We start from the raw sequence: 22,499 nt of genomic DNA, 5'->3' as shown, positions 1-22,499 counted from the left end.
CTCATGACGAGACGGAGGCCCGCCGGGCCTCAGATGGCGCCGGGTCGGCAGGCGGCGTGGCTGACGAAGAATTTGACGGCCACCGAGGCGAGCACCACGACGAATGCCGGCCACATGCTGTCGAAGCTCTGGAGGAGAAAGGCGAAGATCAGCGGGCCGGTGGCCGCGAGGAGATACCCGCCGCCCTGGACGAAGCCGGACAGGGAAGCCGCCGCCTCGGCGTTTCGCGCCCGGAGGGTGATGAGTGTCAGAGCGAGTGGGAACGTGGAGATGCCGATGCCCAGCAGCACTGTCCACAGCACGGGAGCCGCTGTCGGCAGCAGCCACAGACCCAGGTACCCCACGGCCAGGCTGAGGCAGAAGCCGACGACGATGAGATAGGCCGAGGTCATCTTCTGAGCCAGGGTCGGCAGGACGAATCCGAGGACGAGAGGGATGGCGGTGACCAGCGCGAGCATCGCCCCACCGAAGGCAGCATCGAACCCGGAGCGGGTGAGCAGGCCCGGCAGCCAGGTGAAGAGGATGAAGTTGTTGAACGACGTCAGACCCGTCATCGTCATCAGCGCCCAGGCCCGAGGGCTGCGCAGGAGGCGGGAGAGCTCACTGCCGCCGACGACGGCGACGGCCACCTCGGCGGCGGGTGCGGGCCTGACGATGCGGATGACGATCCACACGACCGCGCCCAGAGCCGCGAAACCGGCCCAGACGAGCAGTGAGCCTCTCCAACCGACACCGGAGGCGAGGGGAACCGCCACGAGCGGCGGAATGAACGTCCCGAACTGAAGGAGCCCGACGTGCACGGTCGACATGAGGGCCACCCTGTCGGGGAAATACGATTTCACCAGGGGCGGGAGGATGACGTTGCCGATGCCCATTCCCAGCAGGGCCACCACGCTCAGCGCCAGGAACAGCGACGGCGAATCGATGACCGCGCGGACACCCAGTCCGATCATCACCATCACCATGGCGGCCAAGGTCAGGCCGAGTCCGGAGAAGCGGGCATAGAGCCGCGGGGTGATGAAGCCGCTGATGCCGTAGAGCAGCGGCGGCAGCATGCCGATGACGGCCAGGAACACCGCGCTCAGTTCGATCTCTTCGCCCATGGTGTCGAGCAGAGGCGAGAGCCCGGTGACTCCGGGGCGCAGATTGAAGGCAGCGAAGACGATTCCGAGGACGATCAGAAAGCGGATGCGCGCGGAGTTCATGAGCTCTTTCCTATCAGACACCGACGTCCGGTTCGGTGGCCGGGGCCCATCAGAAGTCGAGTTTGAGACCTTCGACCGGTGAGAGTCGGGACGCTCGCCTGGCCGGTGCCAGAGCGGAGAGGATGCCGGCGACGACCGCCACGCCGAGGATGCCGAGGAAGGACGGGGCAGAGAAGTCGACGATGAGGTCGGTGGAGTAGTCGTGGGTGACCAACCGTGTGCCGACGATGCCCAGGGCACCGCCGAGCACGAGTCCCAGCAGTGCAGCCACCGATGAGATGAGCACCGCCTCGAGCGCCAGAAGAGTCCGCAGCTGCGCGATGCTCAGCCCCAGCGCCCGCATCAGCGCGTTCTCCCGGCGGCGCTCGATGACGGAGAGGCTGACCGTGTTCGAGACGCCGATGAGCGCGATGACCACAGAGACGAAGAGCAGAGCCACGGCCCCGGCGAGCATGACATCGATGAGTTCGGAATAGGCGCCCCGGGCGACGGCCGAGCCGCCGACCTCGTCGCTCGAGACGTCGAGCGTCTCGGCCACGGACTGGCGGATGCGGGTGATCTCGTCGACGTCGACATCCTCGTCGAGGCGGACGAGCACGGCCGTCGTCGTCGCCGAGATGCCGAGATCGTTGCCGACGTCGGGGGCGGTGAAGAAAGCGAGGCTGGAGAGGCCGTCCCTGTGCACGGGCACGCTCATCTCGTTGAGCCCTTTCACCCGCACTGTCGGTGAAGGATAGTCTTCGGGGACCGTGACCCGTCCGGACACGATATTCGCGGCCGCGCCTCCGAGTACGGTCTCGGCGCTGTCCGGGTCGATGACGAAGATCTCGGGACGGGAGCCCTTGAAGTCTTCGACCGCCTCGGCGCGGTGGGCGAGGACCGCGGTGGACACGCCGGGGATCCCGCGCACATCTTCGAGTTGGTCATCATCGACGAGGCCCGACAGCGGCACGGAGATGTCGACGGGATAACGCTGGTCGAGTCCGTGGCTGAGCGTCGCCTTCGTCGACATGCCGCCCACGAGGATCGTCGCCACCAAGGTCACACCGATGATGAGCGCCGTGGCTGTGGCCGCGGTGCGACGCGGATTGCGCAATGTGTTCAGGGTCGCCAGCTGACCGGGAACGCCCCAAGGGCTGAAGAGCACCTCCCCCGTCCACGCGACGACGGGCGGGATGATCTTCGCCGCGCTGATGACCAGCCCCGTGACCACGAGTCCCCCACCCAGCGCTCCGCCGAGGATCCAGAGCTGAGAGGCCGACACCGCATAGACCGAGACGATGACGAGAACCACACCCAGCCCGATGCAGCCGAAACCCACGAGGTGCCGCGGACGTGCGCGGGTGCTCGGCGAGATGGAAGCGTCGAAGGGCTGGAGTGCTTCGAGAGGTGTCACAGCGATGGCACTGCGAGCCGGTCGGATGGTGGCCACAATCGTCAGCAGGGCACCGACGACGACACCGCTGACCAGGGCGGAGACGGGAACGCTGAGAGTGTCGTAGGGGAACTCCTGCGGCCAGTAGCGCACCGCCACAGCCATCAGTCCGCGACTGCCGACGACCCCGGCGAGCACACCGAAGATCGACCCGAGCAGTCCGACGAAGAGCCCTTCGGCCACGACCGAACCGTACATCTGCAGGCGGGTGGCGCCGAGGCAGCGCAGCAGAGCGAATTCCCGACGGCGTCCGGCGACGATGACGGAGAAGGTGTTGGAGACGACGAGGATGGCGACGATGACGGAGATTCCAGCGAAGACGAGCAAAAGACCGGTTACGACGGCGTTGCCGCCGGAGAGGCGGTCGGTCTTCGCTTTTACGGCATCGTCCACGGAGAGCGCTCCGAGGCTGCCGCTCAGTTCCGAACCGTCGATGACCCTCTGCAGCTGAGTACGCACAGCCTCTGGGTCCGCGCCGCTCTCGAGGGCGATCTGAATGGCGATGACATCGCCCTGCTGGGCGAAATACTCCTGATAGCCCGATGCTGTCGTCAGCGCTCGAGTGGCGCCGGGCAGCGCCGGGTCCTGCCCCATTTCGGCGATGCCCACGACGGAGAAGGTGACGCTGCTCTGACTCGGGCCCCGGTAGATCGGCATGTCATCGTTTCCGCTCTCCACCGGGACCGCATCGACGGTGAAGCGAATCTCATCGCCGACTCCGAGGTTGAGATCGCTGGCCGTGCGAGTGTCGAGCACGAGGTCCGTCGTTGCTTCCGGTCGCTGACCGGAGACCATTTCGAACGTGTCGAGCCGTTCGTCGGCAGGCACCGGAGACAGCGCAAAGGAGCTTTCGGAGAATGCGGATCCTCGGCCCGTGGTCACTGTGCGGGCCGACAACGACGCGGTAGCCACCCCGTCGACATCGGCCAAGGGGCGCAGCAGCGGAGACGCCTCGTCTCCCCCGACGAAGACGTCTCTGTCCGGGACGACGGTGAGGTCGGCGTTCTCGAAAGATCGGCCGACCGCGTGTTCGAGGCTGTCCTGCAGCGAGGAGTTGATGATCAGGGTTGTTGCGACGAATCCGGAAGCCAATGCGATGCCGAGGCCGATTGCGAGGAATCGGGCCCAGTGGATCCGAATCTGCGCGAGGGCGACTGCGATCACAGAGAGCTCAGCTCACTCAGCGCCGTGACCACGCTCTCTCGCGTCGGCTGACGAACTTCACCCGTGGCTCGCCCGTCCTTGAGCAGGACGACCCGGCCGGCGTGCGATGCGGCGACGGGGTCGTTGGTGACCATGATGATCGTCTGCCCGTACAGGGTCGTGGCCCGACCGAGCAGGGACAGGACCTCCGCTCCGGCATGGGAGTCGAGGTTTCCCGTGGGCTCATCAGCGAAGATGACATCCGGCCGCGTCAGCAGAGCCCGGGCCACGGCGACCCTCTGCTGCTGACCGCCGGAGAGCTCGTGCGGACGATGCTGCAGACGATCGCCGAGTTCGAGGCGTTCGACCACTTCGGCCTTCCACTCGCGATCGATCTTCTTCCGGGCCAGCGAGACCGGCAGTTCGATGTTCTGTTCAGCGCTCAGCGTCGGGACGAGGTTGAAGGCCTGGAAGATGAAGCCGACGCGGTCACGCCGCAGCTGAGTCAGCTGCCGGTCGTTGAGACGGGTGATGTCCTGGCCGCGCATGATGATCGAACCCGAATCGACACGGTCGAGCCCGGCAAGCACGTGCATGAACGTCGATTTTCCGGATCCGGAGGGCCCCATGATGGCGGTGAAGCGTCCCGATTCGAAGTCGACGCTGATGTCGTCGAGAGCGTCGACTGCCGTATCACCGCGGCCGAAGCTCTTGCGCAGTCCCTGCGCTCGGAGGACGATCTCATCGTCCCCCGCGCTGGTCTGGACGGGCTCTTCAGCAGGTTCCGACATCGTATGCCTCACATCGCGGTCCGGGTCTCGTCTCCGACTACCTTAGATCCTGGCTGCACCACCGACCACTCGGACCGCCTATGCAGAACCGCCCACCTCAGAAGTTGAGATGGGCGGCATCGTGGTGCCCGCGACAGGATTCGAACCTACGACCTTCTGCTCCGGAGGCAGACGCTCTATCCACTGAGCTACGCGGGCAACGCATGCAACTCTATCACCGTTGGGCACCACCTCCCAAAACGACACCGCGGGCAGTCCTCGAGGACTGCCCGCGGTGTCGTGGGGCTGTGATCAGCGATGTTCGGGCAGATCAGGCACCCTTCATAGCCTTGCGGCCGGGCACGTATTCCCAGTGCCAGAGTTCATAGGAATTGCGCTTGGCCCAGTCCGGATTCTCCCACCCGAACTTCTCAGCGTTGGCGACGAGCCATTCGTACTGCTGCCCGGTTCCGTTCTGCGTTCCCGCGCCGAGGTCCAGCGCAAGGCCCCAACCGTGGTTGGAGGTTCCGGGACGAGCTGCGAAGCCGGGCTTGCGCGCGGCGACGGAGACCTGCGATTCCAGCGACCGGTAGGAGTCGGTGACTGCGAGGTCTTTGCCGGTGTCCTTCTTGAAGGCAGCGTTCATCTTCGCGAACGACACGGCCGCATCGGAGCGCAGCTTGTGGTTGCCCACGCCGATCTCACACAGCCATCCGTCGGGCAGCTCGCCGTTGCTCGCCTCGCCCTTCGGCGCTGCTTCGTCACAGCCGGGCAGAACGGTCTTCGTGATCGCGCGAGATGCCGCGTCGACCTTGGTCTGCTTGGCGCTCGGGGCGCCGATGGTCATCGAGGTCTTGTCATCGTCGTCGACCTTGATGTCGGCGGAGACCGATTCGGCGTTGATCGCACGTGGCTGGGACTGTGCGGCCGTGTCGTCGACCTTGACTTCCTGGTTGCCGCTCATGTTGCCGGCAACCATCACGGCAGCGATGGCGGTACCGGTAACCGAGACGGTGGCCAGAGCGGAGAAGGTGGTGACCTGACGGCGGCGGACCGAGCGCAGCAGCGAACCGTCGGAACCGCGGTTGCCGAGCTGAGCTGCGGCCAGCGTCGACGTATGCCCTGCAGGGGTCATCGGTCGAGAAGCCTCTTTGGCCATCGCAGCCCGTCGCGGTGAGCCCGCTGCCGCGCGGGCCTCGGCGGCCATCGCCGCGCGACGAGGTGAGAGGGCTGCGGTTGCGCTGTGCCGCGACTGCGATGTCACGGGATGCGAAGACTTGATCGTCGAAACCTGCGAAGAGGCGTTCTGCTTCCGCAGATCACGTCGGCGGACCGGCGGCGCCTCGACGGTCGAGAGCTCACTCGACATAGTGCTCCATACTGTTGGTGAAGATTGTGCGGTGGAAGCCCTCTGCCGGGCGCCCGAAAGCTGATGTCACAACACTATAACGACATCGTTACAGAATGTCACCTTCAGTTCAAATACAGCGTGTGACCAGGTCATTTCCTGACGATGCATGGTCACAGTTCACTACAGGCGCCCTACTCCAGGTGTCCTGAATCACTGTTTCGTTACGAACCGTTACACAGTCGCTCACGTTTGGGAGTCCGCATCGAACGGCACTTCCCACAAGCGTCGAACGGCACTTCCCACAAGCACAGACACTGTCCGACAGCCGAACACGTGGCCCCGCGCACCGGCACAGCGCCGAGAGCGGACGAAACGCCTCGACGGTGGCCTCCCCGCAATCAGGAGACCGCCGTCGAGGCGAAAGGGTGAGCCGGGCGGATCGGCCGGCGCAGAATGCTCAGCGGCGGAAGTCGAATCGTCCCCGCTGCATCGCGTCCTGGACTTCGCCGACGAGCTCTTCGAGCACGTCTTCGAGGAACAGCAGGCCGAGGACCTGCGCCTGCGAGTCGATGACGCGGGCGACATGGATTCCCGCCTTCTGCATCTGCGCCAGCGCCTCTTCGACCTCGTCATCGGCTGTGACCGTGAACAGGGGGCGGAAGCGCTTGCTCTGCACTGGAGCGTCGAAGGCCTCTTCGGTGTCTGCGTAGAGGACATCCTTGATGTGGAGGTAGTCCTGCGGATACCCGTCGTCACCGACGACGAAGTATCGGGAGAAGCCTGTCTTGCCGACCAAGGTCACAAGCTCGTTCGGGGTCACTTTGTCCGAGATCGTGATGAGTTCGGACATCGGGACCATGATGTCGGACGCAGTCTTGTCGCTGAACTCGATGGCACCCTTGAGCAGCCCAGTGTCATCACTGAGCAGTCCCTCGCGCTTCGACTCGGCCACGATCGATTCGACCTGCTCGATCGTATAAGCCTCGTTGACCTCGTCACGGGCCTCGATCTTGAACAGGTGGAGGACCCCGTTGGCCAGGCCGTTGAGGGGACGGATGACGAAACCGAAGACCCGCGCCAGGAACACCAGCGGTGTCGCGAGCAGCATCACGGCCTGGCCGGAGGCGGCCAGCGCCAGGTTCTTCGGCACCATCTCACCGATGACCACGTGCAGGTAGGTCACGACGCCGAGCGCCAGGACGAAGGAGATCGTCGAGGACAGTCCGGCGGGAATGCCCAGGCCCTCGAGGGGACCGGCGAGCAGGTGGTGGATGGCCGGTTCGGCCACATTGCCCAGAAGCAGGGAGCACACGGTGATGCCGAGCTGGCAGATCGCCAGCATCAGTGACACGTGCTCCATCGCATAGAGAGCGGTCTTGGCCGCCGCCGAGCCTTCGGCCGCTCGCGGTTCGATCTGTGATCGCTTGGCAGCGACAATCGCGAATTCAGCGGCGACGAAGAAGGAGTTGCCCAGCAGGAGAACGACCAGCCAGACCAGTCCGAACCAGTCGGCGCTCATCGAGTCTCACCTCCGGTTTCGAAAGCCCCTGCGTCGGCGGCGCGCAGCACCACACGGAGGCGTTCGATGCGTCGTCCGTGCATCCGTTCGACCACGATGCGGGCATCCTCCATGCAGACCTCGTCACCCGGTTCGGGAATCCGCCCGAGCTCCTTGAGGACGAATCCGGCCAGAGTCTCGTAGTCGGAGTCCTCCGGGATCGTGACCCCTATCGTCGACGAGATCTCATCGGGCCGCAGCTGACCGGGCACGATCCAGGAGCCGTCGCGAGCCGGTCGTGCCGCGACGCGCATTCGATCGTGCTCATCGGCGACCTCGCCCACGAGCTCCTCGACGACATCCTCGAGGGTGACCACTCCAGCTGTGCCGCCGAACTCGTCGACGACCACAGCCATCTGCAGACCGGTGGCGCGCAGCTCCAAGAGCAGCGGGTCGAGGCGCTGCGTCTCCGGGATCTCACGGACCTCGGTCATCAGACCTCCTGCGTAGGCGTCGTCGCGGTTGCTCGGAGGCACGGCGAAGGCCTGTTTGACGTGAACGACTCCGACGATGTGGTCCTTGTCCTCGTCAGCCACGGGGAACCGGGAGAATCCGGTGTCCCGGGCCTGTTCGATGATCTGTCGAGCCGTGGTGTCCTTGTCCACCGTGGACATGCGCGTGCGCGGAGTCATCACGTCTTCCGCGGTGCGCTCGGAGAAGCTCAGAGTCCTCTCCAGCAGACCTGCGGTCTGCTCATCGAGCACGCCCTCTTCGGCGGAGTGCCGCACGAGTGAGGTCAGCTCCTCCGGGGAACGCCCCACCGAACCTTCTTCCTGCGGCTCGATGCCCATCGACATGAGGATCTTGTTCGCCGTGCCGTTGAGGACGGCGATGACGGGCTTGAAGACGATCGAGAAGACGTACTGCATCGGTGCCGCGATGCGACCGGTCGCCAGCGGCACAGCGATAGCGAGGTTCTTCGGCACGAGCTCTCCGAAGATCATCGATCCCACGGTGGACACGATGAGGGCGATGGTCAGCGCCAGCGGGGCCGCGAGGCCGGGGCCGACGCCCCAGGCCTCGAACAGCGGCGCCAGCAGCCTGCCCAAGGACGGTTCCATGAGGTAACCGGTGAGCAGAGTGGTGATCGTGATGCCCACCTGCGCTGCCGAGAGCTGGGTGGACAGGTGGGTCATCGAACGCCGCAGCGTCTTCGCGCCGACGACACCTTCTTCAACCGCCTTATCGGCTGTGTGGCGGTCGAGAGTCAGCAGCGAGAATTCGGCTGCGACGAAGACTCCGGTGCCGAGGATGAGCAGCAGTGCGAGGGCGAGGAGTATCCATTCCATCAGTGACTGCCCCCGCAGTTCGCTATCTGCTCAGCAGAGCAGTTGAGGTGTGAGACCCTCGCGGGGTGAGGGTCGTCATCTGGGGCGCCGGCTTCCCGCCGGCCGGGACTGTCACTGTGCATGAGGAGATCTTACCAACTTCCCGACAGCGGTCGGCCCTCTTCGTAGCCGGCGGCGCTCTGGACACCGACCGCGGCCAGACGCGCGAATTCTCCGAGATCACCGGCCCCGGCGTAGGTGCAGGAGCTGCGGACGCCTGAAGTGATGCCGTCGAGCAGGTCCTCGACCCCAGGAGATTCAGGGTCGATGTACATGGTTGACGAAGAGATGCCCTCTTCGAACAGTCCCTTCCGAGCGCGCGCAAAGGCCGATTCCGCTCTGGTCCGGTTGGCCACGGCCCGAGCCGAAGCCATGCCGAAGCTCTCCTTGTACTTCCGACCCTCTCCGTCGACGAGCAGGTCGCCGGGCGACTCGTGGGTCCCGGCGAACCAGGATCCGACCATCACCTGAGAGGCTCCGGCCGCCAGGGCCAGAGCGACATCGCGGGGGTAGCGGACTCCGCCGTCGGCCCACACATGGGCACCCAGCTCGCGAGCCGCCTCGGCGCATTCGAGCACTGCGGAGAACTGTGGACGACCGACCGCGGTCATCATCCGGGTCGTGCACATGGCGCCCGGGCCGACTCCGACCTTGACGATGTCGGCGCCAGCAGCGACGAGGTCGCGGACCCCTTCGGCGGTGACGACGTTTCCCGCCACGATCGGCACCCCGAGCTCGGCATCGGCGATCGCCGACAGCGTGTCGAGCATCTTCACCTGGTGGCCATGGGCGGTGTCGACGACGAGGACGTCCGCACCGGCTTCGACCAGCGCAGCGGCACGTTCGACCGCGGCACCGTTGACGCCGATGGCCACGGCGATCTTCAGCCGTCCCCGATCGTCGACATTGGGCGTGTAGATGGACGAGCGCAGCAGCGACTTCGGAGTCAGGCTGCCGAGCACCGTGTTCTCATCGTCGACGACGGCGGCGAACTCGGCACGCGACTCCGTCATCGACTCGAAGAGGGACTCCAGCTGCGCAGCGTCCTCCCAGTCGACCTCGGAGGCGCGGATGACATGCGGTGAGGAGTCCAACAGCTCCGACACCGTGGTGAAGCGATCGACTCCGCGCAGATCCGCGGCATTGATGATGCCCTCGAGCTTTCCCGCGTCGTCGACGACGACGCCGAAGCCGTGCGGACGCTTGGCCAGCACGTGCAGGGCATTGAGCACTGTGTCCTCGGGTGAGAAACGCAGCGCGGATTCGAAGATCCTGTCGCGGCTCTTGACCCATGCGATGGTCTCCTGCGCGGCGGTCAGCGGAATGTCCTGGGGCAGCACCGCCAGTCCCCCGCGACGTGCCATCGTCTCCGCCATCCGTCGACCGGACACGGCGGTCATATTCGCTGCCACGAGCGGCGTCGTCGACCCGGTCGGATCGGTCGTCTTGAGGTCGACTTCGAAGCGCGATGTCAGCGCCGACGAGTTCGGCACGAGGAAGACATCGGAGTAGGTGAGATCGGTGTTCGGGTCATTTGAGATGAAACGCATAACACTATTGTCCCTTAACTGCACATTCGATGGCACATCACGTTAGGCTTGGAGATGTCGTTAAGCAGCAAGTCTTGAATCAGGAAGTAGGCGATCAACGCCGTGTCCGTCAATACTCCGAACCGCACCGTTGAAGACTTCGGGTCGAATGAGTGGCTGGTCGAGGAATTGTATGAGCAGTACAAGTCAGATAAGAATTCGGTCGACCAGTCCTGGTGGCCCTTCTTCGACAAGTACGAAAAGAACGGCGGAGGCGCTCAGTCCGCTGCCGAGCCCGCCGCCAAGCAGGAGGCGAAGCCGGCCGCGAATAAGTCGGATGCCAAGGCCCCTGCCTCAGCTGCATCCCCGTCGACCTCCCGCGAGACCTCTCGCGGCGTCTCTCCGTCTTCGGCTGAGTCCGAGACGCTGAAGGCAGAGACCAAGTCCGTGCCGAAGGTCACCGCGAAGGACGCCGCACCGAAGCCCGCACCGGAGGAGACGATCACTCCCCTGCGCGGCCCCGCGAAGCTCATCGCCAAGAACATGGATGAGTCGCTCGAAGTCCCGACCGCCACCTCGGTCCGGGCCCTGCCTGCCAAGGCGCTCATCGACAACCGGATCGTCATCAACTCGCACCTCAAGCGCACCCGAGGCGGGAAGGTCTCCTTCACCCACCTCATCGGCTTCGCCGTGATCCGCGCCCTTCGGAACTTCCCCTCGCAGAACGTCTCCTACGACGTACGCGACGGCAAGCCCGTGATGGTCTCCCCCGCCCACATCAACTTCGGTCTCGCCATCGACGTGCCGAAGAAAGACGGATCACGCACCCTGCTGGTGCCCAACGTCAAGAAGGCCGAGACGCTGACCTTCCGCCAGTTCGTCGACGCCTACGACGGCCTCGTCGACAAGGCACGGCAGGGCAAGCTCACCGCCGACGACTTCGCCGGCACGACCGTCTCGCTGACGAACCCAGGCGGGATCGGCACGGTCCACTCCGTTCCGCGTCTGACCAAGGGCCAGGGCTGCATCATCGGCGTCGGCGCGCTCGACTACCCCGCCGAGTTCCAGGGTGCCAGCCAGCAGACCATCAACTCTCTGGCCGTGTCCAAGGTGCTGACCATGACCTCGACCTACGATCACCGCGTGATCCAGGGAGCCGGTTCGGGCGAGTTCCTCAAGCTCGTCCACAGCTACCTGCTCGGCGAAGACGGCTTCTACGACGATGTCTTCGAATCCCTGCGCCTGCCCTATGAGCCGGTGCGCTGGGTTCCCGACGTCTCGGCCGAAGACCAGGACGACGTCAATAAGACCGCACGCGTCATCGAACTCATCGATGCCTACCGCACGCGCGGTCACCTCATGGCCAATATCGATCCTCTGGTCTATCGTCAGCGGTCCCACCCGGATCTCGATATCAATCAGCACGGTCTGACCCTGTGGGATCTCGAACGCGAGTTCCCCACCGGCGGGTTCGGATCGAAGCCGATGATGCCCTTCCGCAACATCCTCGGACTGCTGCGTGAGAGCTACTGTCGGACCACCGGCTTCGAATACATGCACATCGCCGACCCGGTCCAGCGCCGTTGGTTCCAGTCGAAGATCGAGATCCCGCATCAGGAGCTCACCCGTTCGGAGCAGGGACACATCCTCGGCCGTCTCAACGCCGCCGAGGCCTTCGAGACCTTCCTCCAGACGAAGTACATCGGACAGAAGCGCTTCAGCCTCGAAGGCGGAGAGTCCGCGATCGTCCTGCTCGACGAGATCCTCAACCAGTCCGCCGACACCGGCCTCGATGAGGTCGCCATCGGCATGGCCCACCGTGGTCGCCTCAATGTGCTGACGAACATCGCCGGCAAGTCCTATGCGCAGATCTTCCGTGAGTTCGACGGAACCATGTCCCCGGACAGCGTCCAGGGCTCCGGCGATGTGAAGTACCACCTGGGCACCAAGGGTTCGTTCACCTCTCCGGCAGGCAACACCACCGGCGTCTACGTCGCGGCCAACCCCAGCCACCTCGAGACCGTCGATCCGGTCCTCGAAGGCATCGTGCGCGCCAAGCAGGATCTCGTCGACCAGGGCGAGTCCGGTTTCACCGTGCTGCCGGTCCTCGTCCACGGCGATGCCGCATTCGCCGGACAGGGCGTGGTCACCGAAACGCTCAACCTCTCCGAGCTGCGGGGCTACCGCACCGGCGGAACGGTCCACGTCATCATCAACAACCAGGTCGGGTTCACCACGCCCCCCGCCTCGGCGCGGTCCTCGTTCTACTGCACGGATGTCGCCAAGTCGATCAACGCCCCGATCTTCCACGTCAACGGCGATGACCCCGAAGCCGTCGTCCGGGCGGCCCGCCTAGCCTTCGAATACCGCCAGGAATTCAACCGGGACGTCGTCATCGACCTCGTGTGCTACCGCCGTCGCGGCCACAACGAGGGCGACGATCCGTCGATGACCCAGCCGACGATGTACTCCCTCATCGAGAAGAAGGGCTCGGTGCGCAAGCTCTACACCGAATCCCTCGTCGGCAGGAAGTGCATCACCGACGAAGAGGCCGCCGAGGCGCTCAAGGACTACCAGTCCAAGCTGGAATCGGCCTTCGCCGAGACCAAGGAAGCCGAGACCGGTTCCTACGACGGAGAAGCGTTCAACGCTCCCTACGAGCCGAGTGACATCGAGACCTTCAACGATGCCGAGACGGCCATCAGTCCCGAGACGCTGCAGCGCATCGGCGAGGCCTTCACCGAGATCCCCGAGGGCTTCACGGTTCACAAGAAGCTGCGGGCGCTGCTCGAGAAGCGCAAGGAGATGTCGCTGTCGGGCGGAATCGACTGGGGCTTCGCCGAGCTGCTGGCCTTCGGTTCGCTGCTCATGGACGGCGTGCCGGTGCGGCTGGCGGGCCAGGACTCCCGTCGCGGGACCTTCGTCCAGCGCCACTCGGTGCTCATCGACTCGGTCAACGGCAATGAATGGACGCCGCTGCAGAACCTCACCGAGGAGCAGGCTCGATTCTGGGTCTACGACTCCCTGCTCAGCGAGTACGCCGCCGTCGGCTTCGAATACGGCTACTCCGTCGAACGCAAGGACGCCCTCGTGGCTTGGGAGGCTCAGTTCGGTGACTTCGCACAGGGTGCGCAGACCGTCATCGACGAGTTCATCTCCTCCTCTGAGCAGAAGTGGCAGCAGAACTCCGGTGTCGTCATGCTCCTGCCCCACGGCTACGAGGGTCAGGGACCCGACCATTCCTCGGGCCGCATCGAGCGTTACCTCCAGCTGTGCGCGGAGAACAACATGACGGTGGCCTACCCGTCCTCGGGTGCCTCGTACTTCCACCTGTTGCGTCGCCACGCCTCGACGACGAACAAGCGTCCGCTCATCGTCTTCACCCCGAAGTCGATGCTGCGCCTCAAGGCTGCAGCGAACTCGCCGGAGGACTTCACCTCAGGCAAGTTCCAGGCCGTCATCGACGATACGGGTGTCGATGCCTCGCAGGTCGAGCGCGTCGTCCTCGTCTCCGGCAAGCTCTATTGGGAGCTCAAGGCCAAGCGGGAGAAGGACAACGACACGAAGATGGCGCTCGTCCGCCTCGAGCAGCTCTACCCGCTCGACGAGGCGGCCATCACCGCTGTGCTCGACCGCTTCCCGGCCGATGCCGAGATCGTCTGGGCCCAGGAAGAACCGGAGAACCAGGGTGCATGGCCGTTCATGGCACTGCACCTGCCGGAGCTCCTCGGCGGACGTGAGGTCAAGGTCATCTCTCGTGCCGCTTCTGCAGCCACCTCAACTGGGCTGAAGCACTTCCACGAAGCTCAGCAGAGGGAACTCGTCGACCGGATCTTCAGCCGGTGAGCAGCGACGTCACCACAACCATCGCCGTGGTCGGAGGCCCTTTGGTCGCCGGACACGGCGATGGGCGTGGCCTCGGGTGGGTCGGTCGGGTGACGGCGAGGACTCTGCCGAGTCTGCCTGCACTCAAGGTGTATCCTCTGGCAGTTCCGACCGAGGATTCTGCCGGTCTTCAAGCCCGGACCATCGCCGAGGCGTCCCTGCGGTTCACTCGGGAAGGGGACAACCGTCTGGTGTTGGCTCTGGGTTCCGGGGATCTCGATTCGGGGCGTTCGGTGGCCAGGGCCCGCCTCGATGTCGCCAACATCCTCGACGAGGCGTTGGCTCGGAAGGTCTCGACGTTCGTGCTGGGTCCACCGCCTGAACACGACGGTGACCGCAACCGTCGCATCGCCGAGCTCAATGCCAGCTTCTCCGATGTGGCCAAGCGGCGCGGCATCACCTATGTCGACACCTTCACGCCCCTCCTCGGCCATCCCGTATGGCAGCGCGAGGTCGCATCGTCGCGGGACCATCTGCCGGCGCAGGAAGGATACGGTCTGCTGGCCTGGCTGGTTCTCCATCGCGGCTGGTTCAACTGGCTGGGAGTTCAAGACGTCCTCGGCGACAGCTGAGCCATAGGTGGGGTGCCCGACCGAAGATCTCTGCGGTGCCCGGCCGACGAAGAGCTCAGCGGTGACAGTCGCATCTTCTTGCCAGACCGATTCGGCAAAGAGAGTGACCTGGTCCGACTTTGCTCTGCTCGGGTGATCATGAGACAATTGAGCGTCTATCAAAGGAGGGCACAATGAGCAAGCGTGGCCGTAAGCGTCGCGATCGCCGCCGTAAGAAAGCTAACCACGGCAAGCGTCCAAACGCATGATTCGCTGATACGTTCGGTGAATGACGAAGGCGGGAAGAGATTCGTTTCTCTTCCCGCCTTCGCTGTGTCCGTGGACTCCCCTGTGTCTGGGCGCCGGTCAGGAGTTCTGTTCGAGCGCGATCCGCTGGCGGATCTTCTCTCGCAGTCCCATCGGGGCACGATCGTGGCTGCACGAACGACGCACGAGCTCTTTGAGCAGCGCTTCGATCTCGTACTCGTCATGACACGACGGGCACTGTTCGAGGTGGATCGAGATCTCGCGGATCTCCGTCGTCGTCAGTTCTCCGTCCAGGTAGTGGTAGATGCGCATCAGTGACTCGGTCCTGACGCTTTCGCAGCATCCTTCGTCGCTCATTTCGCACCTCTCTCATGACTCACGAAACCGCGCTCGGCGGCGTAGTCGGCCAGCATCTCCCGCAGCTGTCGGCGACCGCGGTGCAATCGGGACATCACAGTGCCGATCGGCGTCTCCATGATCTCGGCGATCTCCTTGTACGGCAGTCCTTCGACATCGGCATAGTAGACGACCATGCGGAAGTCTTCGGGCAGTGCCGAGAGCGCTTCCTTGACGTCGGAGTCGGGAAGGTGGTCGAGGACTTCGAGTTCGGCGGAACGACCGCCGGAGGACGAGTGGCTGTTCGCCTGTGCGATCTGCCAGTCCTCGATGTCTTCGCTGCCGTGTTCCTGCGGCTGACGCTGCTTCTTGCGGTAGTTGTTGATAAAGGTGTTCGTCAGGATCCGATACAGCCAGGCTTTGAGGTTGGTTCCGGGCTTGTACTGGTGGAAGGCGGCATACGCCTTCGCATAGGCTTCCTGGACGAGGTCTTCGGCGTCGGCCGGATTTCGGGTCATACGCAGAGCAGCTGCGTAGAGCTGGTTGACATATTCCAGAGCATCCCGTTCGAAACGCGCCGACCTCTCGGCGTCGGTTTCGGGGGCTTCTTTGACTGATTCGGTCATCGCAGTCAATGGTACGCCCGTTCTCTCCAGGACGGCAGTGGCGCTCATAGACTTCTCCTTCTGCCTGTCGACTTCCCGACGGGTGCACCCGTCGAATGGCTTCACCCCGTACAACATCGGACCGACGTCCCACTATTCCCACCTCAGCAGTTATGCTTGCCAGTGAGATGACCGCCACGTAGGAAGGACCACTGTGTCTCCCATTCGTCTTATCGCACGGCCCATGCTGGCCGCCGGCTACATACTCAACGGCGTCGAACGACTGCGCAAGCCGGAGGCAGCGGCCGCATCGGTCGGCCCGCTTCTCAATCAGGCTCGCAAGCAGGTCGACGTCCCCGTCGACGCAGTGACTCTCGCCCGAGCCACCGGTGTTGCACAGGTCGCTGCCGGTTCGATGCTCGCCATCGGACGCTTCCCCCGCCTCAGCGCATCGATCCTCGTCGGCACCTACCTGCTCGACACCGTCGGTGAGCGTCTGTCTGCTGACAAGACGACGTCGAAGGAGGAGAAGAAGGCTCGCAACGAACGCAGTCTGCTGCGCACCTCGATGCTCGGCGGTGCCCTGCTCGCCGCCGTCGACACTGCTGGACGCCCCGGCCTGTGGTGGCGGACCCAGCACGCGGCCGAAGACCTGTGGTCGAGCGTGGAAGACACCTCGAAGCAGGCTCTGAGCGCACTCGGAGTTGACTGACATCTCCATGCACACTCCCCCGGCGACCGGCGACTGGCAGCCGCCGGTCGCCGGTTCCGCCGTCTCTGCCACTGTGACCGTCCCCGGTTCCAAGTCCCTGACGAACCGCTATCTCATCCTTGCAGCTCTCGCCCGTTCCGGATCCGATCTCAAAGGATGGCTGCGCAGCCGCGACACCCTTCTCATGGTCGACGCCCTGCGTCGCCTCGGCGCCGTGATCGACGAAGACGGCGATGAGCTCCGCATCGAACCGATCCCTTTCCCAGGCGGACACGCGCCTACAGACGCAGCTGCGCAGGATTCCGCACCGATCACCATCGACTGTGGTCTCGCAGGAACCGTGATGCGCTTCATCCCCCCACTTGCCGCGCTCACAGGCCGGGAGGTCGTCCTCGACGGCGACGAACAGGCCCGGGTGCGGCCGATGTCGGTGACGATCGAGTCGCTGCGGGAGCTCGGTGCGTCGATCACCTCCGCCGCGAGCACATTGCCGATGACGATCCACGCCGACTCTCAGCTGCGCGGCGGCCACCTCGGCATCGACGCCAGCGCCTCCAGCCAATTCGTCTCTGGTCTGCTCCTCGCCGCTCCCGTCATGCCGTTGGGACTCGAACTCACCAACACTGCGGACTCGGTGCCCAGCCGAACGCATGTGGATATGACGATCGAAGTCCTCCGCGACGCGGGCGTCGACATCAGCGAGCCCGAACCCGAGCGCTGGATCGTCGAACCAGGACTTCCGCGCGGTCTCGACGTGCAGGTCGAACCCGATCTGTCCAATGCCGCAGCCTTCGCAGCGGCGGCCGTGGCGACCGCCGGATCCGTGACCATCGCCGACTGGCCCGTGCACACGACGCAGGCAGGTGACGGTTTCCGGGAGATCGCCGAGGCTTTCGGAGCCACGGTGCGCCTCGATAGGGAAGGACTGCATGTGCAGGGCCCGGACAGGCTCACCCCGGTCGATCTCGACCTGTCGGCCGTCGGCGAACTCACCCCAGTGGTCTCGGCTCTCGCAGCTTTGGCCGAGGGAACGTCGCAGCTGCGCGGTATCGGGCATCTGCGTGGGCACGAGACCGACCGTCTGGCGTCTCTGACCAGAGAGTACGGTGCCATCGGCGTCGATGTCGTCGAACATGCCGAGGCGCTGACGATCACCGGCACCACGCACCTGCGCCCGGCGCTGTGGCATACCTACCACGACCACCGCATGGTCATGGCCGGTGCCGTCCTCGCCCTGCGCAATGACGGTATGGTCATCGAGAACGCCGGCACTGTGGCCAAGACCCTGCCTGCCTTCACTCAGATGTGGGAAGCCATGCTCACCCCCGGAGCCTGATATGGCGAAGATCTTTCGCGATGAGGACTACCGCCCCCGGCCGAACCGACGCGGTTCACGACCGCGGACGAAGAACCGCCCCGACCACAAGGATGCTGTTTCGGGTCTGGTCACCGCGGTCGATCGGGGCCGGTACCGAGTCATCCTCGCTGACGACGACGGGAACTTCCCGTCGAGCCCCTCGATTCGGAAGAAGGGCAAACGGTCACGGGGGGCCACCTCGGTGACGGCGGTGCGCGCTTCGCACCTGCGCAAGCAGGCGATCGTTCCCGGAGACGTCGTCCGCCTCGTCGGCGACATCTCGGGGGCCGAGGGCACCTTGGCCAGGCTCGTGGAGATCACCGAGCGGCAGACCCTGCTGCGCCGCAGCGCCGATGACACCGACCCAACCGAGCGCGTCCTCGTCGCCAACGTCGACGTCATGGGCATCGTCACGGCCACCGTGGACCCGGAACCCTCGTTGGGCCTCATCGATCGCGCGCTCGTCGCGGCCTTCGACTCAGGGATCACTCCCCTGCTCATCGTCACGAAGACCGATCTGCGCCCGGCGACGGAGCTGAAGGAACGCTTCTCCGCGTCCGGGATCGACATCGTCGAATCCTCCATCGATCCCGCTGCTGAGCCGACCGATACGACAATCGTCGCGAACGCTGCGGCCCGCGACGAGACAGAACCCCACGCCGAGGTGGCCGAGCGTCTCCGTGGACGCATCAGCGTCCTCGTCGGCCATTCCGGGGTGGGCAAATCCACGCTCACCAACGTTCTCGTTCCCGCCGCCGATCGCGCGACGGGCCATGTCAACGACGTGACCGGACGCGGACGTCACACTTCGTCCTCGGCCGTGTGCCTGCCGTTGGAACGCGGCGGATGGCTCATCGACACCCCGGGAGTGCGCAGCTTCGGCCTGGCCCATGTGGACCGGGAGACCCTGCTCTCCGCCTTCCCCGAACTCGTCGAGGCCACGGCCGATTGCCCCCGCGGATGCACTCACCTCGCGGACTCTCCCGGCTGCCGACTCGATGAATGGGTGGCCGACGGCAAGGCCGGACCGGGAGGAGTCTCACGGCTGGAGTCTCTGCGCCGGCTGCTGCCCTCGACTGGATAGGCTGGAGGCATGAACGACCTCGACCTGGCGATCGAACTCGCCGATCTCGCCGATGCCATCAGCCACCCGCACTTCCGGGCACAGGACTTCGCCGTCGAAACCAAACCCGATCTCACTCCGGTCACCGAATGCGACCGTGCGGTGGAGAAGGCGATCATGGATCGCCTCACAGAGGTTCGACCCGATGACAGCGTGCTCGGTGAGGAATTCGGTGCACACGGGCAGTCATCGCGACGGTGGATCATCGATCCCATCGACGGAACGAAGAACTTCGTGCGCGGGGTCCCGGTGTGGGCGACGCTGATCTCCCTCTACGACGGTGATCAGCCGCTGCTGGGAGTCGTCTCCGCTCCCGCGCTCGGTCGCCGATGGTGGGCGGAGACGGGCCAGGGCGCCTACGCGACCGAGCTCGGGTCCCCGGCCGAACGCATCGCTGTGTCATCCGTCGATTCTCTCGCCGACGCGTCCCTGTCGTATTCGTCGCTGTCGGGCTGGAAGGAACTCGGCATCCTCGGTGAGTTCCTCGATCTCTGCGATTCGCTGTGGCGCACTCGCGGATACGGCGACTTCTACTCCTATATGCTGCTCGCCGAGGGGGCTGTCGACCTCGCCTGCGAGCCCGAGCTCGCGCTCTACGATATGGGAGCGCTCGTACCCATCGTCCTCGAAGCCGGAGGCACCTTCACGAACACGGGCGGTGTTCCGGGGCCGTTCGGCGGCAATGCGCTGGCCAGCAATTCTCGCCTCCATGAAGCCGCACTCGATCGACTCGGTCGGGTCGCTCCCGCGGAGGTCTCCTGATGCCGGACATCATGGGAGCCTCGCTGTGGCATGAGATGGCCGGGGCCGCAGGGCTCACGAATCCGGATGGGTCGATCGGTGAGACGATCTACGGGCAGATGACGAAGTTCGCCGCCGAGGTCGGAGCCGTCAACCTGGGGCAGGGCGCTCCGGGCACGGAGCCCCCGGACGAGCTCATCGCCGCTACGGAAGAGGCGATGCGGGCCGGTTTCAATCAGTACGCCCCCGGTCAGGGATACCCGCAGCTGCTCGATGCCGTGGCCGCTCAACGCGAACGCGATTTCGGACAGCACGTCGATCCGGACGAGGTGCTCTACACTGCGGGCGCCACGGAGGGCCTGACCGCCGCGATCCTCGCACTGCTGCCGCGCGGCGGCTCCCTCGTCGCCTTCGAACCGTTCTACGACTCCTATCCGGCGGCGATCGCTGCCGCCGGCGGAACTCTGCACACGGTGCCGATCCTCCCCGATGGCCGTGGTGACTTCGCCCCGGACTGGGAGGCTTTCGACCGAGTGATCGCCGAAGTCGATCCGGCAATCATCCTCGTCAACACTCCGCACAATCCCACCGGGTTCATCTTCTCTGCCGCTGATCTCGCCCGGATCGGACGAGCCGCCGAGGCGGTCGACGCCTGGGTGCTCTCCGATGAGGTCTACGAGCAGCTAGTCCTCACTGATCTGGGGCATGTCCCTCCCGCCGTTGCCATCGAGGATTCTGCACGCGTCGTCACGGTCTCCTCGGCGGGCAAATCGTGGAACACGACAGGGTGGAAGATCGGCTGGGTCATCGCCTCTCCCGAGGTTCGCCAGGCCATTCAGACCGTCAAGCAGTTCCTGTCGTTCACGGCCGGCGGTCCGATGCAGATCGGAATGGCCGATATGTTGGTCGGCGATTCGCAGTTTGTCGCCGAGAACCGAGCTTCGCTGCGGGCACGCGCCGAGGTCCTCGTGCCCGCCTGTAGCTCAGTGCCGGGCGCTGAAGTGTCCACTCCGCGCGCCGGCTATTTCACAGTGGTTGACTTCTCTGCGCTGACGGATCGCGACGCCTTCGAGCTCAATGAGCTGCTGGCCAGAGAATTCTCCTTGGTCGGAATTCCCGTACCGGCTCTGTGCAGGCCGGGCAGCCCGGCGTACGAGGCCTATAGGTCCTCGATCCGATATTCGTTCTGCAAGTCCGTTGCCGATGTCGACAAGGGCGCACAACTGTTCATCGCACTCGGAGGCCATCTGCGGGAGCACCCGGACGCGCTGCGTCGGAACAACTGAATATCACTAGCTTCCGTGGCCGAGGCAGAATGAGTTCCTGATACGAGGGACGGCACGGGAATCGCCGCGCCGAGGGACATAAGTCGCCGCGCCCAAAGACGCCAGAAGGGGCGAACCGCAAAGGCGGTTCGCCCCTTCTGCATCGGGCAGCGACGCTACCCGCTGAGTCTGGCTCCGTGTCGGCGCACGCGCCGATCAGCAGCCCAGCTCAGGGCACATCAGGCCTTGACGAGCTCGAGTTCGAGTTCGATCTTGATCTTGTCGGAGACGAGAAGCTCTCCTCCGCCGAGGACGGCTTCGAAGGACATTCCGAAGTCCTTGCGGTTGACCGTGGTGGTGGCCGAGAGGCCGGCGACCTGGTTGCCGTTCGGGTCGGTGGCAACTCCTGCGAATTCGGTGGCGAAGGCGACTTCCTTGGTCACGCCGCGCATCGTCAGCTCACCGACGGTCTCGAACTCATCGGCGCTGTCGGCCTTGATCGCGGTCGACTTGAAGCTCAGCTTCGGGTGTTCCTCGGCCAGGAAGAAGTCACCGCTCTTCAGGTGACCGTCGCGCTGTTCGTTGCGGGTGTTGATCGAGTTCGCTGAGGCCTCAGCGGACACGGCGCTGTCTTCGAGGGTCTCACCGACGTTCACGCTGCCGGCGATCTCTTCGAAGTGACCGCGGACCTTCGAGACGCCGGCGTGCCGAGCGGTGAAGGTGAACTCCGAGTGGATGGGGTCGATGTTCCAGCTTCCGGCGGTGAGTCCCTGAGGCAGAGCAGTCATGATTTCTCCTTTTGCTTGAAATTTGAAGTACAAGAATGACTCTAGTTCAACTTTCAATCATATGCAAGCCCCTCGCGCTTCCCGTCAGGAAGCACTGCCATGCGGCATCAGGCCCTGCAGGCGAAGCGCTGGCATGCGGCCTCAGACTCCGCAGGTGAACGGCAAGTGACCATGTGGCGGAGGTCACCTGTATTCGGTTTGGCCGTCAGGTGACCCCTCGTGTAGAGTTAAGAACACGCCGCGGGGTGGAGCAGTTCGGTAGCTCGCCGGGCTCATAACCCGGAGGTCGGGGGTTCAAATCCCTCCCCCGCCACGATAGCGGCAGAGCCCTCAGTCAGTTCAACTGGCTGGGGGTTCTTCTCATTCAATCCCTTTTCCAACCGACCTTTTTGAGCCGATTCCTGCCGACCGCTCGGCTCAGCGTCCCAGAACTACTGTGAGTATTGATGGTGGCTGGTCTGGGACTGGCTGGCAGAGTAGGAACTGACCGTCCCATCGATCATCATGACCCTCAGAACTACTGACTCGAACGATGTCCTCGTCGGGATCT

General features: G+C 64.7%; 18 protein-coding genes and 2 tRNA genes. 9 read left to right on the top strand and 11 right to left on the bottom strand.

Translation table 11 applies throughout. The features are described 5' to 3' along the window. Positions 1 to 29 precede the first annotated feature (29 nt). From BI49514_RS07015 to guaB1, 8 genes are all read right to left on the bottom strand, one after another. Positions 30 to 1,205, bottom strand: a complete 1,176-nt coding sequence (locus tag BI49514_RS07015) for an MFS transporter (RefSeq protein ID WP_101545489.1) — start codon at positions 1,203 to 1,205, stop codon at positions 30 to 32. Between the two features lie 49 nt (positions 1,206 to 1,254). Further along, complete coding sequence (locus BI49514_RS07010) at positions 1,255 to 3,804, bottom strand: ABC transporter permease (protein WP_101545487.1); 2,550 nt, start codon at positions 3,802 to 3,804, stop codon at positions 1,255 to 1,257. Then, on the bottom strand, positions 3,801 to 4,574 hold the full coding sequence (locus tag BI49514_RS07005; RefSeq protein ID WP_101545486.1) for an ABC transporter ATP-binding protein: 774 nt from the start codon (positions 4,572 to 4,574) through the stop codon (positions 3,801 to 3,803). The genes BI49514_RS07010 and BI49514_RS07005 overlap by 4 nt, the downstream gene beginning before the upstream one ends. A 122-nt stretch (positions 4,575 to 4,696) precedes the next feature. Next, positions 4,697 to 4,772: transfer RNA gene (locus BI49514_RS07000), tRNA-Arg, on the bottom strand. 112 nt (positions 4,773 to 4,884) lie between these two features. Further along, positions 4,885 to 5,922, bottom strand: coding sequence for a M15 family metallopeptidase (locus BI49514_RS06995; protein WP_101545484.1), 1,038 nt, complete (start codon positions 5,920 to 5,922; stop codon positions 4,885 to 4,887). Between the two features lie 439 nt (positions 5,923 to 6,361). After that, positions 6,362 to 7,423 carry a hemolysin family protein gene (locus BI49514_RS06990; RefSeq protein ID WP_101545483.1) on the bottom strand — a complete coding sequence of 354 codons (1,062 nt, stop codon included), beginning with the start codon at positions 7,421 to 7,423 and terminating at the stop codon, positions 6,362 to 6,364. Continuing rightward, complete coding sequence (locus tag BI49514_RS06985; protein ID WP_101545481.1) at positions 7,420 to 8,751, bottom strand: hemolysin family protein; 1,332 nt, start codon at positions 8,749 to 8,751, stop codon at positions 7,420 to 7,422. Before BI49514_RS06985 ends, BI49514_RS06990 begins: the two co-directional genes overlap by 4 nt. A gap of 131 nt (positions 8,752 to 8,882) precedes the next feature. Next, positions 8,883 to 10,340, bottom strand: coding sequence for a GMP reductase (guaB1, locus tag BI49514_RS06980; RefSeq protein WP_101545480.1), 1,458 nt, complete (start codon positions 10,338 to 10,340; stop codon positions 8,883 to 8,885). Positions 10,341 to 10,442: 102 nt separating this feature from the next. On the opposite strand from guaB1, the gene BI49514_RS06975 reads away from it, so the two are divergent. From BI49514_RS06975 to BI49514_RS17270, 3 genes are all read left to right on the top strand, one after another. After that, positions 10,443 to 14,165: a multifunctional oxoglutarate decarboxylase/oxoglutarate dehydrogenase thiamine pyrophosphate-binding subunit/dihydrolipoyllysine-residue succinyltransferase subunit gene (locus tag BI49514_RS06975; RefSeq protein ID WP_101545478.1), complete on the top strand. Its 3,723-nt coding sequence runs from the start codon at positions 10,443 to 10,445 to the stop codon at positions 14,163 to 14,165. Continuing rightward, positions 14,162 to 14,776, top strand: a complete 615-nt coding sequence (locus tag BI49514_RS06970) for a GDSL-type esterase/lipase family protein (RefSeq protein WP_101545477.1) — start codon at positions 14,162 to 14,164, stop codon at positions 14,774 to 14,776. Before BI49514_RS06975 ends, BI49514_RS06970 begins: the two co-directional genes overlap by 4 nt. A gap of 173 nt (positions 14,777 to 14,949) precedes the next feature. Continuing rightward, the gene (locus BI49514_RS17270; protein WP_098731028.1) at positions 14,950 to 15,024 is read left to right on the top strand and encodes a 50S ribosomal protein bL37; all 75 of its coding nucleotides are present in this window, start codon (positions 14,950 to 14,952) and stop codon (positions 15,022 to 15,024) included. Between the two features lie 97 nt (positions 15,025 to 15,121). Here BI49514_RS17270 and rsrA read toward each other — a convergent pair whose 3' ends face one another. After that, on the bottom strand, positions 15,122 to 15,379 hold the full coding sequence (gene rsrA, locus BI49514_RS06960) for a mycothiol system anti-sigma-R factor (protein WP_039210641.1): 258 nt from the start codon (positions 15,377 to 15,379) through the stop codon (positions 15,122 to 15,124). Further along, entirely contained in the window at positions 15,376 to 16,032 is a 657-nt protein-coding gene (locus tag BI49514_RS06955; protein ID WP_420808557.1) for a sigma-70 family RNA polymerase sigma factor, read from the bottom strand. The genes rsrA and BI49514_RS06955 overlap by 4 nt, the downstream gene beginning before the upstream one ends. A gap of 145 nt (positions 16,033 to 16,177) precedes the next feature. Between BI49514_RS06955 and BI49514_RS06950 the strand changes: the two genes are divergently transcribed. From BI49514_RS06950 to BI49514_RS06930, 5 genes are read left to right on the top strand one after another with little or no spacing between them, the layout of a single operon-like run. Continuing rightward, positions 16,178 to 16,675, top strand: coding sequence for a DoxX family protein (locus BI49514_RS06950; protein ID WP_101545473.1), 498 nt, complete (start codon positions 16,178 to 16,180; stop codon positions 16,673 to 16,675). A gap of 7 nt (positions 16,676 to 16,682) precedes the next feature. Next, positions 16,683 to 18,011 carry a 3-phosphoshikimate 1-carboxyvinyltransferase gene (gene aroA, locus BI49514_RS06945; RefSeq protein ID WP_101545664.1) on the top strand — a complete coding sequence of 443 codons (1,329 nt, stop codon included), beginning with the start codon at positions 16,683 to 16,685 and terminating at the stop codon, positions 18,009 to 18,011. Between the two features lies 1 nt (position 18,012). Beyond that, entirely contained in the window at positions 18,013 to 19,116 is a 1,104-nt protein-coding gene (gene rsgA / locus BI49514_RS06940; RefSeq protein ID WP_101545471.1) for a ribosome small subunit-dependent GTPase A, read from the top strand. Positions 19,117 to 19,125: 9 nt separating this feature from the next. Further along, positions 19,126 to 19,917, top strand: a complete 792-nt coding sequence (gene hisN, locus BI49514_RS06935; protein ID WP_101545469.1) for a histidinol-phosphatase — start codon at positions 19,126 to 19,128, stop codon at positions 19,915 to 19,917. After that, positions 19,917 to 21,182, top strand: coding sequence for an aminotransferase class I/II-fold pyridoxal phosphate-dependent enzyme (locus BI49514_RS06930; protein ID WP_101545468.1), 1,266 nt, complete (start codon positions 19,917 to 19,919; stop codon positions 21,180 to 21,182). Before hisN ends, BI49514_RS06930 begins: the two co-directional genes overlap by 1 nt. Positions 21,183 to 21,400: 218 nt before the next feature. Here BI49514_RS06930 and BI49514_RS06925 read toward each other — a convergent pair whose 3' ends face one another. Then, the gene (locus BI49514_RS06925) at positions 21,401 to 21,949 is read right to left on the bottom strand and encodes a YceI family protein (protein WP_101545466.1); all 549 of its coding nucleotides are present in this window, start codon (positions 21,947 to 21,949) and stop codon (positions 21,401 to 21,403) included. A 239-nt stretch (positions 21,950 to 22,188) separates the two neighbouring features. Between BI49514_RS06925 and BI49514_RS06920 the strand changes: the two genes are divergently transcribed. Then, positions 22,189 to 22,262 (top strand) — tRNA-Met (locus BI49514_RS06920). Positions 22,263 to 22,499: the final 237 nt, after the last annotated feature.

The organism is Brevibacterium iodinum ATCC 49514 (genome assembly GCF_900169265.1).
In the GTDB taxonomy this organism is placed as follows: Bacteria; Actinomycetota; Actinomycetes; order Actinomycetales; family Brevibacteriaceae; genus Brevibacterium; species Brevibacterium iodinum.
This window is presented reverse-complemented; position numbering and strand designations above follow the sequence as displayed.

What these genes read in the sequence shown, in the direction of transcription:
- BI49514_RS06990 (WP_101545483.1), bottom strand. Translation starts at nt 7,423, where the DNA reads ATGAGCGCCGACTGGTTCGGACTGGTCTGGCTGGTCGTTCTCCTGCTG.
- rsgA (WP_101545471.1), top strand. Translation starts at nt 18,013, where the DNA reads ATGGCGAAGATCTTTCGCGATGAGGACTACCGCCCCCGGCCGAACCGA.
- BI49514_RS07015 (WP_101545489.1), bottom strand. Translation starts at nt 1,205, where the DNA reads ATGAACTCCGCGCGCATCCGCTTTCTGATCGTCCTCGGAATCGTCTTC.
- BI49514_RS06925 (WP_101545466.1), bottom strand. Translation starts at nt 21,949, where the DNA reads ATGACTGCTCTGCCTCAGGGACTCACCGCCGGAAGCTGGAACATCGAC.
- hisN (WP_101545469.1), top strand. Translation starts at nt 19,126, where the DNA reads ATGAACGACCTCGACCTGGCGATCGAACTCGCCGATCTCGCCGATGCC.
- BI49514_RS07005 (WP_101545486.1), bottom strand. Translation starts at nt 4,574, where the DNA reads ATGTCGGAACCTGCTGAAGAGCCCGTCCAGACCAGCGCGGGGGACGAT.
- BI49514_RS06985 (WP_101545481.1), bottom strand. Translation starts at nt 8,751, where the DNA reads ATGGAATGGATACTCCTCGCCCTCGCACTGCTGCTCATCCTCGGCACC.
- BI49514_RS06995 (WP_101545484.1), bottom strand. Translation starts at nt 5,922, where the DNA reads ATGTCGAGTGAGCTCTCGACCGTCGAGGCGCCGCCGGTCCGCCGACGT.
- guaB1 (WP_101545480.1), bottom strand. Translation starts at nt 10,340, where the DNA reads ATGCGTTTCATCTCAAATGACCCGAACACCGATCTCACCTACTCCGAT.
- BI49514_RS06955 (WP_420808557.1), bottom strand. Translation starts at nt 16,032, where the DNA reads ATGAGCGCCACTGCCGTCCTGGAGAGAACGGGCGTACCATTGACTGCG.
- aroA (WP_101545664.1), top strand. Translation starts at nt 16,683, where the DNA reads ATGCACACTCCCCCGGCGACCGGCGACTGGCAGCCGCCGGTCGCCGGT.
- rsrA (WP_039210641.1), bottom strand. Translation starts at nt 15,379, where the DNA reads ATGAGCGACGAAGGATGCTGCGAAAGCGTCAGGACCGAGTCACTGATG.
- BI49514_RS06930 (WP_101545468.1), top strand. Translation starts at nt 19,917, where the DNA reads ATGCCGGACATCATGGGAGCCTCGCTGTGGCATGAGATGGCCGGGGCC.